The organism is Pseudomonas azotoformans, assembly GCF_001579805.1.
GTDB classification, from domain to species: Bacteria; Pseudomonadota; Gammaproteobacteria; order Pseudomonadales; family Pseudomonadaceae; genus Aquipseudomonas; species Aquipseudomonas azotoformans_A.
Genome location: NZ_CP014546.1, coordinates 2,530,710 through 2,543,034 on the forward strand (window position 1 = coordinate 2,530,710; position 12,325 = coordinate 2,543,034).

Annotated in this window: 15 protein-coding genes; 9 read left to right on the forward strand and 6 right to left on the reverse strand. The window is 60.1% G+C overall.

Going from position 1 to position 12,325, the window contains the following annotated elements; genetic code table 11:
* Positions 1-13: 13 nt before the first annotated feature.
* The 6 genes from AYR47_RS11720 to AYR47_RS11745 all read right to left on the reverse strand — a co-directional run bounded on the left by AYR47_RS11720 (position 14) and on the right by AYR47_RS11745 (position 5,018).
* Positions 14-1,507 (reverse strand): RNA polymerase factor sigma-54, encoded by a 1,494-nt coding sequence (locus AYR47_RS11720; RefSeq protein WP_016974289.1) that lies wholly within the window; start codon positions 1,505-1,507, stop codon positions 14-16.
* Positions 1,508-1,692: 185 nt separating this feature from the next.
* Complete coding sequence (gene lptB, locus AYR47_RS11725) at positions 1,693-2,418, reverse strand: LPS export ABC transporter ATP-binding protein (protein WP_003171806.1); 726 nt, start codon at positions 2,416-2,418, stop codon at positions 1,693-1,695.
* Positions 2,418-2,951, reverse strand: coding sequence for a lipopolysaccharide transport periplasmic protein LptA (gene lptA / locus AYR47_RS11730; RefSeq protein ID WP_033899372.1), 534 nt, complete (start codon positions 2,949-2,951; stop codon positions 2,418-2,420). The genes lptB and lptA overlap by 1 nt, the downstream gene beginning before the upstream one ends.
* Positions 2,938-3,510 carry an LPS export ABC transporter periplasmic protein LptC gene (lptC, locus tag AYR47_RS11735; protein ID WP_033899375.1) on the reverse strand — a complete coding sequence of 191 codons (573 nt, stop codon included), beginning with the start codon at positions 3,508-3,510 and terminating at the stop codon, positions 2,938-2,940. Before lptC ends, lptA begins: the two co-directional genes overlap by 14 nt.
* A gap of 8 nt (positions 3,511-3,518) precedes the next feature.
* The gene (locus tag AYR47_RS11740; protein ID WP_010213109.1) at positions 3,519-4,043 is read right to left on the reverse strand and encodes a KdsC family phosphatase; all 525 of its coding nucleotides are present in this window, start codon (positions 4,041-4,043) and stop codon (positions 3,519-3,521) included.
* On the reverse strand, positions 4,044-5,018 hold the full coding sequence (locus tag AYR47_RS11745; RefSeq protein WP_033899378.1) for a KpsF/GutQ family sugar-phosphate isomerase: 975 nt from the start codon (positions 5,016-5,018) through the stop codon (positions 4,044-4,046). It lies immediately after the preceding gene.
* Between the two features lie 297 nt (positions 5,019-5,315).
* On the opposite strand from AYR47_RS11745, the gene AYR47_RS11750 reads away from it, so the two are divergent.
* From AYR47_RS11750 to hisD, 9 genes are all read left to right on the forward strand, one after another.
* On the forward strand, positions 5,316-6,125 hold the full coding sequence (locus tag AYR47_RS11750) for an ATP-binding cassette domain-containing protein (RefSeq protein ID WP_003171811.1): 810 nt from the start codon (positions 5,316-5,318) through the stop codon (positions 6,123-6,125).
* Positions 6,125-6,922, forward strand: coding sequence for a lipid asymmetry maintenance ABC transporter permease subunit MlaE (gene mlaE / locus AYR47_RS11755; protein WP_010213107.1), 798 nt, complete (start codon positions 6,125-6,127; stop codon positions 6,920-6,922). The genes AYR47_RS11750 and mlaE overlap by 1 nt, the downstream gene beginning before the upstream one ends.
* A complete protein-coding gene (mlaD, locus tag AYR47_RS11760) occupies positions 6,922-7,389 on the forward strand; it encodes an outer membrane lipid asymmetry maintenance protein MlaD (RefSeq protein ID WP_003171814.1) in 468 nt (155 codons plus the stop codon). Before mlaE ends, mlaD begins: the two co-directional genes overlap by 1 nt.
* Before the next feature lie 11 nt (positions 7,390-7,400).
* The gene (locus AYR47_RS11765; RefSeq protein ID WP_033899382.1) at positions 7,401-8,051 is read left to right on the forward strand and encodes an MlaC/ttg2D family ABC transporter substrate-binding protein; all 651 of its coding nucleotides are present in this window, start codon (positions 7,401-7,403) and stop codon (positions 8,049-8,051) included.
* Positions 8,048-8,353, forward strand: coding sequence for an STAS domain-containing protein (locus tag AYR47_RS11770; RefSeq protein ID WP_033899385.1), 306 nt, complete (start codon positions 8,048-8,050; stop codon positions 8,351-8,353). The genes AYR47_RS11765 and AYR47_RS11770 overlap by 4 nt, the downstream gene beginning before the upstream one ends.
* A gap of 114 nt (positions 8,354-8,467) precedes the next feature.
* Positions 8,468-8,707: a BolA family protein gene (locus AYR47_RS11775; RefSeq protein WP_003188597.1), complete on the forward strand. Its 240-nt coding sequence runs from the start codon at positions 8,468-8,470 to the stop codon at positions 8,705-8,707.
* 23 nt (positions 8,708-8,730) lie between these two features.
* Positions 8,731-9,996: a UDP-N-acetylglucosamine 1-carboxyvinyltransferase gene (murA, locus tag AYR47_RS11780; RefSeq protein ID WP_010213103.1), complete on the forward strand. Its 1,266-nt coding sequence runs from the start codon at positions 8,731-8,733 to the stop codon at positions 9,994-9,996.
* 241 nt (positions 9,997-10,237) lie between these two features.
* Complete coding sequence (gene hisG, locus AYR47_RS11785; protein ID WP_003188599.1) at positions 10,238-10,873, forward strand: ATP phosphoribosyltransferase; 636 nt, start codon at positions 10,238-10,240, stop codon at positions 10,871-10,873.
* 128 nt (positions 10,874-11,001) lie between these two features.
* Entirely contained in the window at positions 11,002-12,324 is a 1,323-nt protein-coding gene (gene hisD, locus AYR47_RS11790; protein ID WP_033899389.1) for a histidinol dehydrogenase, read from the forward strand.
* The last annotated feature ends 1 nt before the right edge of the window (position 12,325 follow it).

The following is a 12,325-nucleotide window of genomic DNA, read 5'->3' on the forward strand; positions in this document are numbered from 1 at the left end:
TGTGGCCCGCCCGTCACATCAAACGCTTACGCTCGCTGGAAGGCGCGATCCCGAGGGACTCGCGGTACTTGGCGACGGTTCGACGGGCGACCTGAATGCCTTGTGCCTCCAGTAAACCAGCGATCTTACTGTCACTCAATGGCTTTTTCTGATTTTCCGCGGCAACCAGTTTTTTGATGATCGCGCGGATCGCCGTGGACGAGCATTCACCGCCTTCGGAGGTGCTGACGTGGCTTGAGAAAAAGTATTTCAGTTCATAAATACCCCGTGGGGTATGCATGAATTTCTGCGTGGTGACCCGGGAAATCGTCGATTCATGCATGCCCACCGCTTCGGCGATGTCATGCAGCACCAGCGGTTTCATGGCTTCGTCGCCGTACTCCAGGAAGCCGCGCTGGTGCTCGACGATCTGGGTGGCCACTTTCATCAGGGTTTCGTTGCGGCTTTGCAGGCTCTTGATGAACCAGCGCGCTTCCTGCAACTGGTTGCGCATGAAGGTGTTGTCGGCGCTGGTGTCGGCGCGACGCACGAAACCGGCATATTGCGGATTGACCCGCAGGCGTGGCACCGACTCCTGGTTCAGCTCCACCAGCCAGCGCTCGTTGTCCTTGCGCACGATCACGTCAGGCACCACGTATTCGGCTTCGCTGGACTCGATTTGCGAGCCTGGGCGCGGGTTGAGGCTCTGTACCAGCTCGATGACCTGGCGCAGGTCGTCTTCCTTGAGCTTCATGCGGCGCATCAACTGGCTGTAGTCGCGGCTGCCCAGCAGGTCGATGTAATCGGTGACCAGACGCTGGGCCTCGGCGAGCCAAGGTGTCTTGGCTGGCAGTTGGCGCAATTGCAGCAGCAGGCATTCGCTGAGAGTGCGCGCGCCGATTCCAGCAGGCTCGAACTGCTGGATGCGGTGCAGGACGGCTTCAATCTCGTCCAGCTCGATATCCAGTTCCGGGTCGAAGGCTTCAAGAATCTCTTCAAGCGTCTCGTCTAGATAACCCTGGTTGTTGATGCAATCGATCAGGGTCACGGCGATCAGACGGTCGGTGTCCGACATCGGCGCCAGGTTCAGTTGCCACAGCAAATGGCTCTGCAGGCTTTCACCGGCGGAGGTGCGGGTGGTGAAGTCCCACTCGTCATCGTCGTTGCTGGGTAGGCTGCTGGCGCTGGTCTGGTAGACGTCTTCCCAGGCCGTGTCGACAGGAAGCTCGTTGGGGATGCGTTCGTTCCATTCGCCTTCCTCGAGGTTATCCACCGTAGGGGCGGTTTCCTGATAGGAGGGTTCCTGCACGTCGGAATTGGGTTTTTGCTCGATGTTATCGGCCAGCGGGTCTGCGTTATCGAAGTCGTCGCCTTCTTCCTGGCGTTCGAGCATCGGATTGGACTCCAGGGCCTCCTGGATTTCCTGTTGCAGGTCCAAGGTCGACAATTGGAGCAGGCGGATGGCCTGTTGCAGCTGCGGTGTCATCGTCAGCTGCTGGCCCATTCTCAGGACTAGCGATGGTTTCATGGCAGGGGCTTAACACCTTATTCGCCGGCGCAATGCGCCATCCACGACAGGGCGCGTGAGCGCCAAACATAAGCAAATTATATGCCTGATGTCGGGGGCTTTGCCTAGAGCGCGGTAACAATAAAAATCCGGAGGTTTTCATTGACTCCCGCGCACCTCGGCAAACGGCCGTGACACCACGGTGTTTACAGGCGGAACTCGTGACCCAGGTACACTTCCTTGACCAGTTCGTTGGCCAGGATGGTAGCGGAATCACCTTCGGCGATCAGTTGACCATCGTTGACGATATACGCGGTTTCGCAGATATCGAGGGTCTCACGGACGTTGTGGTCGGTGATCAACACGCCAATGCCCTTGGCCTTGAGGTGGTGGATGATCTGCTTGATGTCGCCGACCGAGATCGGGTCAACGCCGGCAAACGGTTCGTCCAGCAGGATGAACTTGGGTGCCGTAGCCAGGGCGCGGGCGATTTCCACACGGCGACGCTCACCACCAGACAAGCTCATACCGAGGTTGTCGCGGATGTGGTTGATGTGGAATTCCTGCAGCAGGCTTTCCAGCTCCTTGCGACGGCCATCACGGTCGAGCTCCTTGCGGGTCTCGAGGATCGCCATGATGTTATCGGCGACCGACAGTTTGCGGAAGATCGACGCCTCCTGCGGAAGATAGCCGATACCGGCGCGCGCACGGCCGTGCATCGGCTGGTGGCTCACGTCGAGGTCGTCGATCAGGACGCGACCCTGGTCCGCCTGGACCAGGCCGACGATCATGTAGAAGCAAGTGGTCTTGCCGGCGCCGTTGGGGCCGAGCAAGCCGACGATCTGGCCGCTGTCGATCGACAGGCTGACGTCGCGCACGACCTGACGGCTTTTATAGGCCTTGGCCAGATGCTGGGCTTTCAGGGTTGCCATTACTCGGCCTTCTTCTTCGGCTGGATAACCATGTCGATGCGTGGACGAGGCGCGGTGACCTTGTTGCCATTGGCACGACCGGCGTTAGCGATCTGTTTCACGGTGTCATAGGTGATTTTCTCACCTTCCGTGGAGTTGCCATCGGGGCTGAGCACCTTGGCCTGGTCGATCAGTACGATGCGGTTTTGCTGGGCGTGGTACTGGATTGTCTTGCCATAGCCTTTCATCGGGCCCGTGTCGGTGGGCGACTGCTTCTGTTCGAAGTAAGCCAGGTTGCCTACCGAGGTCACGACATCGATATCGCCGGTCTTGGTGCGCGTAAGCGTCACGGTATTACCGGTGATTTTCATCGAACCCTGGGTGATGATCACGCCGCCGGTGTAGGTGGCAACGCCTTGCTTGTCATCCAGCTGCGCATCGTCGGCCGAGATGTGGATCGGCTGCTGGCTATCGTTCGGCAGAGCCCAGGCGCTCACGCTTCCCAGTGCTGCGCCCAGGCCGAGCAAAATAGGGAGAGTTTTAACGAGCCTCATACTGTCCTCTTACGTTCGATAGCAGGTGTATCCTGCTTTCTTTCAAATACGCTTTCATTCCCTTGCCAGTCGATACACCGCCAGCGCCGTCGATTCTAACGTCTTGCTCGGTCTGCGCATATTGCTTCTGCGGGAATACGGTCATGCGACTGCTGGTAATCACGGTCTCACGATTTTTATCGTCAGTGCGCGCAACGCGCACCGAGTCGATCAGTTCCACCTCGGTACCGTCCGGGTTGACCTCGCCACGCTTGCTGGTGACGTGCCACGGGAACTCGGTGCCGCGGTAAATATTCATGTCCGGGTTGGTCAGCAGGGTGATTTCGCTGGCCTTGACGTGCTCGACCTTGTCCGAGGTCATCTCGTACTGCACCTTGCCGTCGGGCAGGAACTGCACGCTCTTGGCATTGGTGGCGTAATAGTCGATAGCCCCCTCGTCAACCTGCGCAGCAGGCTGGTCGAGAAAGCGCTCCGGGCTGATATTCCAGTAGCCCACCGCCAGGAACAGCGCGGCGATGACCCCGAATAGCAGGAAGTTGCGAATCTTTTTGCTCAGCATAAAACGCTCTATAAGTAGGCGGCGTGGGCCGCTTCAAGGCTGCCCTGGGCACGCAGAATCAGCTCGCAGAACTCGCGGGCGGCACCTTCGCCGCCACGGGCGGTGGTGATGCCATGGGCGTGCTCGCGAACAAACGCCGCCGCATTGGCGACGGCCATGCCCAAGCCCACTCGACGGATCACCGGCAGGTCTGGCAGGTCATCGCCCAAATAGGCGACCTGCTCATAGCTTAGGTTGAGTTGGCCAAGAAGCTCGTCCAGAACCACCAGTTTATCCTCGCGGCCCTGATACAGGTGAGGAATCCCCAGGTTTTGTGCGCGGCGTTCCACAACGGGGGTTTTCCGGCCGCTGATAATCGCCGTTTGCACGCCCGACGCCATCAGCATCTTGATGCCCTGGCCGTCGAGGGTGTTGAACGTCTTGAATTCGCTGCCGTCTTCGAGGAAGTACAGGCGGCCATCGGTCAGCACGCCATCAACGTCGAAAATCGCCAGTTTGATGTTCTTGCCGCGTTGCAACAGGTCGCTGGTCATTTACATCACTCCCGCACGCAGCAAGTCGTGCATGTTCAGGGCGCCGATCGGGTGGTCATTGCCATCGACCACCACCAGTGCGCCGATCTTGTGGTCTTCCATGATTTTCAAGGCTTCGGCTGCCAGCATCTCGGGACGGGCGGTCTTGCCGTGGGGGGTCATCACCGCGTCGATGGTGGCGGTGTGGATATCAATGGTGCGGTCCAGGGTGCGGCGCAGGTCGCCGTCGGTGAAGACCCCGGCCAGGCGGCCGTCGGCTTCCAGGATCACGGTCATGCCCAAGCCCTTGCGGGTCATTTCCATCAGCGCGTCCTTCAGCAAGGTGCCGCGCTGGACGTGGGGCAATTCATCACCGGAATGCATGACGTTTTCCACTTTCAACAGCAGGCGACGGCCCAAGGCGCCACCCGGATGGGAAAACGCGAAGTCTTCCGCGGTAAACCCGCGGGCTTCCAGCAGCGCCACGGCCAGGGCGTCGCCCATCACCAGTGCGGCGGTGGTGGAGGAGGTAGGTGCCAGGTTCAGCGGGCAGGCTTCGTGGGCCACGTGAACATTCAGGTTCACTTCGGCGGCCTTGGCCAGCGTCGAATCCGGATTGCCGGTGAGGCTGATCATCTGGATGCCCAGGCGCTTGATCAGCGGCAGCAGGGTCACGATTTCGTTGGTTGTGCCGGAGTTGGACAGCGCCAGGATAATGTCATCCTTGGTGATCATGCCCATGTCGCCGTGGCTGGCTTCGGCCGGGTGCACGAAAAAAGCGGTGGTCCCGGTGCTGGCCAAGGTGGCGGCGATCTTGTTGCCGACGTGGCCCGACTTGCCCATACCGACCACGACAACGCGGCCTTTGCTGGCCAGAATCATCTCGCAGGCGCGTACGAAATCTGCGTCGATATGCGCCAGCAAGCCTTCTACGGCTTCAAGCTCGAGGCGGATGGTGCGTTGTGCGGATTGAATAAGGTCGCTGGATTGGCTCATGTCTGAAATCGTATAGCCTGACGAAAAGTCGGCGATTATAGCGGTAATGATCAATTCCCTCACGCTAGTTCGTCAGGGTTTGTTCGCAATGCGCCTGAGATTCATCCTAAGCAACGATTTTTCCCTGTCCCCAATCTGAACAAGCGCTGTTCCGGCCTTGGGCGCCTTGTACCAGCAGTGATATAGTTCGCCGCCAGTTCGGTCCGCCCAGCCCACGTGCCAACTATTGCACAACGGTTGCAAACGTTTGTCGCAAGCGTGGTGTCTGAGTGAGAGGCTGCATCCCAAGGAGTTTAGATGAGTGCCGATAACGCCTACGCGGTCGAGCTGAAGGGACTGACCTTCAAGCGCGGGACGCGCAGCATCTTCAATAACGTCGATATCCGCATTCCGCGCGGCAAGGTCACGGGCATCATGGGGCCTTCCGGTTGCGGCAAGACCACCCTGTTGCGCCTGATGGGCATGCAATTGCGGCCCAGTGCCGGCGAAGTGTGGGTCAATGGCCAGAACCTGCCGACGCTGTCGCGCAGCGATCTGTTCGATGCGCGCAAGCATATGGGCGTGCTGTTCCAGAGCGGTGCGCTGTTTACCGACCTCGACGTGTTCGAGAACGTGGCTTTTCCGCTGCGGGTGCATACCCAACTGTCCGATGAAATGATTCGTGACATTGTGTTGCTGAAACTGCAGGCCGTAGGGCTTCGCGGTGCCATCGACCTGATGCCTGACGAACTGTCCGGCGGCATGAAGCGCCGTGTGGCCCTGGCGCGCGCCATCGCCCTCGACCCGCAAATCCTCATGTATGACGAGCCCTTTGTCGGCCAGGACCCCATCGCCATGGGCGTGCTGGTGCGCTTGATCCGCCTGCTCAATGATGCGCTGGGTATCACCAGCATCGTGGTCTCCCATGACCTTGCAGAAACCGCGAGCATTGCCGATTACCTCTATGTCGTCGGCGATGGCCAGGTGCTGGGGCAGGGCACGCCTGAAGAGCTGATGAACGCCGACAACCCGCGCATTCGCCAATTCATGACCGGCGATCCCGATGGCCCGGTGCCTTTTCACTTTCCGGCAGCGGATTACCGCTCAGATCTTCTGGGGAAGCGCTGATGCGCAAGACATCTCTTATCGAGAAGGTTCGCCTTTTCGGTCGCTCGGGTATCGACATTGTCGAAGTGCTCGGCCGTTCGACGATTTTCCTGTTCCACGCCCTGCTCGGTCGCGGCGGCATTGGTGGCGGCTTTGGCCTGCTTATCAAGCAGCTGCATTCGGTCGGCGTGATGTCCCTGGTGATCATTGTGGTCTCCGGGGTGTTCATCGGCATGGTGCTGGCGTTGCAGGGCTTCAATATTCTTTCCAGCTACGGTTCGGAGCAAGCGGTCGGGCAGATGGTCGCCCTGACGCTGTTGCGTGAACTGGGGCCGGTGGTGACCGCCTTGCTGTTCGCCGGGCGTGCGGGTTCGGCGCTGACTGCCGAAATCGGCAACATGAAGTCCACCGAACAGCTGTCCAGCCTGGAAATGATCGGCGTGGACCCGCTCAAGTACATTGTTGCCCCACGCCTGTGGGCCGGCTTCATTTCCCTGCCACTGCTGGCGATGATCTTCAGCGTGGTGGGTATCTGGGGCGGTTCGTGGGTGGCGGTGGACTGGCTGGGCGTCTACGACGGCTCCTACTGGGCCAACATGCAAAACAGCGTGACCTTCAGCGGTGACGTGCTCAACGGCATCATAAAGAGCATCGTCTTCGCCTTCGTCGTCACCTGGATCGCCGTATTCCAAGGCTACGACTGTGAGCCCACTTCAGAAGGGATCAGTCGCGCCACCACCAAGACCGTTGTGTACGCCTCGCTGGCGGTACTGGGCCTTGACTTCATTTTGACCGCCTTGATGTTTGGAGATTTCTGATGCAAAACCGCACTGTGGAAATCGGTGTCGGCCTTTTCTTGCTGGCTGGCATCCTGGCTTTATTGTTGTTGGCCCTGCGCGTCAGTGGCCTGTCGGCGAGCCCCACCGCCGATACTTATAAACTTTACGCTTACTTCGACAATATCGCCGGTTTGACTGTCAGAGCTAAAGTGACCATGGCCGGTGTGACCATCGGCAAGGTCACGGCAATCGATCTGGACCGCGACAGCTTCACCGGGCGAGTGACCATGCAACTGGACAAGAAGGTAGATAATCTGCCGACTGACTCCACTGCATCTATCCTCACTGCGGGTCTGCTGGGCGAAAAATACATCGGTGTCAGCGTGGGTGGGGAAACAGCCCTGCTCAAGGATGGCTCGACAATCCACGACACACAGTCGTCGCTGGTGCTTGAAGACCTGATCGGTAAATTCCTGCTTAATACGGTCAATAAAGACGCCAAATGAGGAATCTGTTCATGATCTCTACCTTGCGACGTGGCCTGCTGGTGTTGTTGGCAGCGCTGCCGCTGATGGCTAACGCTGCAGGTTCTGCCCACGACCTGGTGCAGGACACGACCAGCAAAATGCTGGCTGACCTGACTGCCAATAAAGAGCAGTACAAGCAAGATCCGAGTAAGTTCTATGACGCGCTCAACACCATTGTCGGCCCGGTCGTCGATGCCGAGGGCATTTCCCGCAGTATCATGACCGTCAAGTATTCGCGCAAGGCGACCCCGGCGCAGATGCAGACCTTCCAGGAAAACTTCAAGCGTGGCCTGTTCCAGTTCTATGGCAATGCGCTGCTTGAGTACAACAACCAGGGCATTACCGTCGCTCCCGCCGGTGATGAGTCCGGTGATCGCACCAGCGTCAACATGAGCGTCAAGGGCAACAACGGCGCCGTCTACCCGGTGCAGTACACCCTGGAGAAGGTCAACGGCGAGTGGAAGCTGCGTAACGTGATCATCAACGGTATCAACATCGGCAAGCTGTTCCGTGATCAGTTCGCCGACGCCATGCAGCGCAATGGCAACGACCTGGACAAGACCATCAATGGTTGGGCCGGTGAAGTCGCCAAGGCCAAGGAAGAAACCGACAAACAAGCTGCCGGGAAGCCTGCGCAATGACCGAGGCGGCTGTTCGTCTAGGCGATGCCGGCGAGCTGTTCATCAGCGGCGTGCTGGATTACCGCACGGGGCCTGACCTGCGCAAGCAGGGTCAGGCACTGATCAAGACCAGCTCCGCCCCCGCGCTGGTGCTGGATTGTTCGGCGGTGACCAAGTCCAGCAGCGTGGGTTTGTCGTTGCTGCTGTGCTTCTTACGCGATGCTGAGGCGGCCAAAAAGCCGGTCAGCATTCGTGCAATGCCCGAAGACATGCGTGAAATCGCCGAAGTTTCCGGGTTGACCGAGCTGCTGGCGCATCCTTAATACACATTATTAGAGAGGCCCCCCGTCAGAGTCCTGCTATGCGGGGTTCGCAGGCGCGGGGCTTTTTTGTATGATGTGCGACCCGCGCGCACTGGGCGCCGATAGAGGTTGAGCATGCAGGCCCTAGAAGTTAAGAGCTTTCTTGAAGGAAAGCTGCCGGAAACGACCGTTGAAGTTGAAGGCGAAGGCTGCAACTTCCAGCTGAACGTGATTAGCGATGAACTGGCGGCATTGAGCCCGGTCAAGCGTCAACAGCAGATCTATGCCCATTTGAACCCGTGGATCACCGATGGCAGCATCCATGCGGTCACTATGAAATTTTTCAGCCGCGCGGCCTGGGCCGAGCGCACCTGAGCCCCCAAGGCGTCGAGATTCTTATGGATAAATTGATTATTACCGGCGGTGCCCGCCTTGATGGCGAGATTCGCATCTCCGGTGCAAAAAACTCCGCCTTGCCGATCCTGGCAGCGACCCTGCTGTGCGATGGCCCGGTCACCGTGGCCAACCTGCCGCACCTGCACGACATCACTACCATGATCGAGCTGTTCGGTCGAATGGGCATTGAGCCGGTGATCGACGAGAAGTTGGCCGTCGAAATCGACCCGCGCACCATCAAGACCCTGATCGCCCCGTACGAACTGGTGAAAACCATGCGTGCGTCGATCCTGGTGCTGGGCCCTATGGTTGCCCGTTTCGGTGAAGCCGAAGTCGCCCTGCCTGGCGGTTGCGCCATCGGCTCGCGTCCGGTGGACCTGCACATCCGTGGCCTTGAAGCCATGGGCGCAGTCATCGACGTCGAAGGCGGCTACATCAAGGCCAAGGCGCCGGAAGGCGGCCTGCGTGGCGCGAACTTCTTCTTTGATACCGTCAGCGTGACCGGTACCGAGAACATCATGATGGCCGCTGCCCTGGCCAAAGGCCGCAGCGTGCTGCAGAACGCCGCGCGCGAGCCGGAAGTGGTCGACCTGGCCAACTTCCTGAACGCCATGGGTGCCAAGGTTTCCGGTGCCGGCACCGACACCATCACCATCGATGGTGTAGAGCGCCTGCACACCGCAACCTACAAAGTGATGCCGGACCGCATCGAGACCGGCACCTACCTGGTTGCCGCCGCCGTGACCGGTGGCCGCGTCAAGGTCAAGGACACTGATCCGACCATCCTGGAAGCGGTCCTGGAAAAACTGCGCGAAGCCGGTGCCGAAATCACTACTGGCGAAGACTGGATCGAGCTGAACATGCACGGCAAGCGTCCTAAAGCCGTCAACGTGCGAACCGCTCCGTACCCGGCGTTCCCGACCGACATGCAGGCGCAGTTCATCTCGTTGAACGCCATTGCTGAAGGCACCGGTGCCGTGATCGAGACCATCTTCGAAAACCGCTTCATGCACGTGTATGAACTGCACCGCATGGGCGCGAAGATCCAGGTCGAAGGCAACACCGCCATCGTCACCGGCACCGAGAAACTCAAGGGCGCGCCAGTGATGGCCACCGACCTGCGGGCTTCGGCCAGCTTGGTGATCTCGGCGCTGATCGCCGAAGGCGACACCTTGATCGACCGCATCTACCACATAGACCGTGGCTACGAGTGCATCGAGGAAAAACTGCAGATGCTCGGCGCAAAAATCCGCCGCGTACCGGGCTAGTCCCCGGAGTGACCTGTGGCGAGGGAGCTTGCTCCCGCTGGAGTGCGAAGCGCTCCCAAGATTTTTGGGGCCGCTTCGCGACCCAGCGGGACGGTTCGACGTTTCGACAAGCTCCCTCGCCACAGGGCTGTGCTTGCTGTTAGCTGAATTTGTTCCAAATCGAGGCTGTCATGGCCTCGATCTGTGTCCGGCGCCGTTTGCGACCGGGCAGCAATAGCCTGATGAAGGACTGACGTTTCCCATGTTGACCATCGCACTGTCCAAGGGCCGCATCCTTGACGACACTTTGCCGCTTCTGGCTGAAGCGGGCATCGTGCCGACCGAGAATCCGGACAAGAGCCGCAAGCTGATCATCCCCACGACCCAGGACGACGTTCGCCTGTTGATCGTGCGGGCTACCGACGTGCCGACCTACGTTGAACATGGCGCGGCCGACCTCGGTGTCGCCGGTAAGGACGTGCTGATGGAATACGGCGGCCAGGGCCTGTACGAGCCGTTGGACCTGCGTATCGCCCTGTGCAAGCTGATGACCGCCGGCCGTGTTGGCGACGTCGAGCCTAAAGGCCGCCTGCGCGTCGCGACCAAGTTCGTCAACGTTGCCAAGCGTTACTACGCCGAACAGGGTCGTCAGGTCGACATCATCAAACTCTACGGTTCGATGGAGCTGGCGCCGCTGATCGGCCTGGCTGACAAGATCATCGACGTGGTCGACACCGGCAACACCCTGCGTGCCAACGGCCTCGAGCCGCAAGACTTCATTGCCGACATCAGCTCCCGCCTGATCGTCAACAAAGCCTCGATGAAGATGCAGCACGCCCGTATCCAGGCGTTGATCGACACCCTGCGCAAGGCAGTGGAGTCGCGACACCGCGGTTGACTTACCCGCGTAGCCGGAAGGCTGCGCCCGTCTATCCGCCTCATAGCCAGAATTCTCAGGTGCCCAAGCGGAAACGACTGCTAGTTTAGGGCACCTGAGTTTTTGCCAATTCTATTGAGGCCCTCGCTATGACCACGTCCACTGCAATTGCCCGACTCAACGCTGCCGACCCGGATTTCGCCCATCATCTGGATCATCTGCTGAGCTGGGAAAGCGTGTCCGACGAGTCGGTCAACGGGCGAGTGCTCGACATCATCAAGGCCGTACGCGAGCGCGGTGATGCGGCGCTGGTGGACTTCACCCGCCAGTTCGATGGCCTGGACGTCGCGTCGATGTCCGACCTGATCCTGCCCCGCGAACGCCTGGAGCTGGCTCTGACGCGCATCACTGCACCTCAGCGCGAAGCCCTGGAAGTCGCGGCGGCACGGGTGCGCAGCTACCACGAAAAGCAGAAACAAGACTCCTGGAGCTACACCGAGGCCGACGGCACCGTGCTGGGCCAGAAGGTCACGCCGCTGGACCGTGCCGGCTTGTACGTGCCAGGCGGTAAAGCTTCCTACCCGTCGTCGGTATTGATGAACGCCATCCCGGCCAAAGTGGCAGGCGTGACCGAAGTGGTCATGGTGGTGCCGACTCCGCGCGGTGAAATCAACGAATTGGTGCTGGCCGCCGCCTGCATCGCCGGTGTCGACCGCGTGTTCACCATCGGTGGCGCCCAGGCCGTCGCCGCCTTGGCTTACGGCACAGAGAGCGTGCCGAAGGTCGACAAGGTGGTCGGCCCTGGCAATATCTACGTCGCCACTGCCAAGCGTCACGTGTTTGGCCAGGTCGGTATCGACATGATCGCCGGCCCGTCGGAAATCCTCGTGGTGTGCGACGGCCAAACCGATCCGGACTGGATCGCCATGGACCTGTTCTCCCAGGCCGAGCACGACGAAGACGCCCAGGCGATCCTGGTCAGCCCGGACGCCGCGTTCCTCGACCAGGTCGCCGCCAGCATCAACAAGTTGCTGCCGACCATGGACCGCGCCGAGATCATCGAGAAGTCGATCAATGGCCGTGGCGCGTTGATCCTGGTGCGTGACATGGAGCAGGCCATCGAAGTGGCCAACCGCATCGCGCCGGAGCACTTGGAGCTGTCCGTCGCCGATCCACAAGCCTGGCTGCCGTCGATCCGCCATGCCGGTGCGATCTTCATGGGCCGCCACACCAGCGAAGCCCTGGGCGACTACTGCGCGGGCCCGAACCACGTGCTGCCGACGTCCGGCACTGCGCGTTTCTCGTCGCCGCTGGGGGTGTATGACTTCCAGAAGCGTTCATCGATCATCTTCTGTTCGCCACAGGGTGCCTCCGAGCTGGGCAAGACCGCCTCGGTGCTGGCCCGTGGTGAATCCCTGAGCGCCCACGCCCGTAGCGCCGAATACCGCATCCTTGAAGAGAAGGGGAACTGAG

What these genes read in the sequence shown, in the direction of transcription:
- AYR47_RS11720 (WP_016974289.1), bottom strand. Translation starts at nt 1,507, where the DNA reads ATGAAACCATCGCTAGTCCTGAGAATGGGCCAGCAGCTGACGATGACA.
- lptB (WP_003171806.1), bottom strand. Translation starts at nt 2,418, where the DNA reads ATGGCAACCCTGAAAGCCCAGCATCTGGCCAAGGCCTATAAAAGCCGT.
- lptA (WP_033899372.1), bottom strand. Translation starts at nt 2,951, where the DNA reads ATGAGGCTCGTTAAAACTCTCCCTATTTTGCTCGGCCTGGGCGCAGCA.
- lptC (WP_033899375.1), bottom strand. Translation starts at nt 3,510, where the DNA reads ATGCTGAGCAAAAAGATTCGCAACTTCCTGCTATTCGGGGTCATCGCC.
- AYR47_RS11740 (WP_010213109.1), bottom strand. Translation starts at nt 4,043, where the DNA reads ATGACCAGCGACCTGTTGCAACGCGGCAAGAACATCAAACTGGCGATT.
- AYR47_RS11745 (WP_033899378.1), bottom strand. Translation starts at nt 5,018, where the DNA reads ATGAGCCAATCCAGCGACCTTATTCAATCCGCACAACGCACCATCCGC.
- AYR47_RS11750 (WP_003171811.1), top strand. Translation starts at nt 5,316, where the DNA reads ATGAGTGCCGATAACGCCTACGCGGTCGAGCTGAAGGGACTGACCTTC.
- mlaE (WP_010213107.1), top strand. Translation starts at nt 6,125, where the DNA reads ATGCGCAAGACATCTCTTATCGAGAAGGTTCGCCTTTTCGGTCGCTCG.
- mlaD (WP_003171814.1), top strand. Translation starts at nt 6,922, where the DNA reads ATGCAAAACCGCACTGTGGAAATCGGTGTCGGCCTTTTCTTGCTGGCT.
- AYR47_RS11765 (WP_033899382.1), top strand. Translation starts at nt 7,401, where the DNA reads ATGATCTCTACCTTGCGACGTGGCCTGCTGGTGTTGTTGGCAGCGCTG.
- AYR47_RS11770 (WP_033899385.1), top strand. Translation starts at nt 8,048, where the DNA reads ATGACCGAGGCGGCTGTTCGTCTAGGCGATGCCGGCGAGCTGTTCATC.
- AYR47_RS11775 (WP_003188597.1), top strand. Translation starts at nt 8,468, where the DNA reads ATGCAGGCCCTAGAAGTTAAGAGCTTTCTTGAAGGAAAGCTGCCGGAA.
- murA (WP_010213103.1), top strand. Translation starts at nt 8,731, where the DNA reads ATGGATAAATTGATTATTACCGGCGGTGCCCGCCTTGATGGCGAGATT.
- hisG (WP_003188599.1), top strand. Translation starts at nt 10,238, where the DNA reads ATGTTGACCATCGCACTGTCCAAGGGCCGCATCCTTGACGACACTTTG.
- hisD (WP_033899389.1), top strand. Translation starts at nt 11,002, where the DNA reads ATGACCACGTCCACTGCAATTGCCCGACTCAACGCTGCCGACCCGGAT.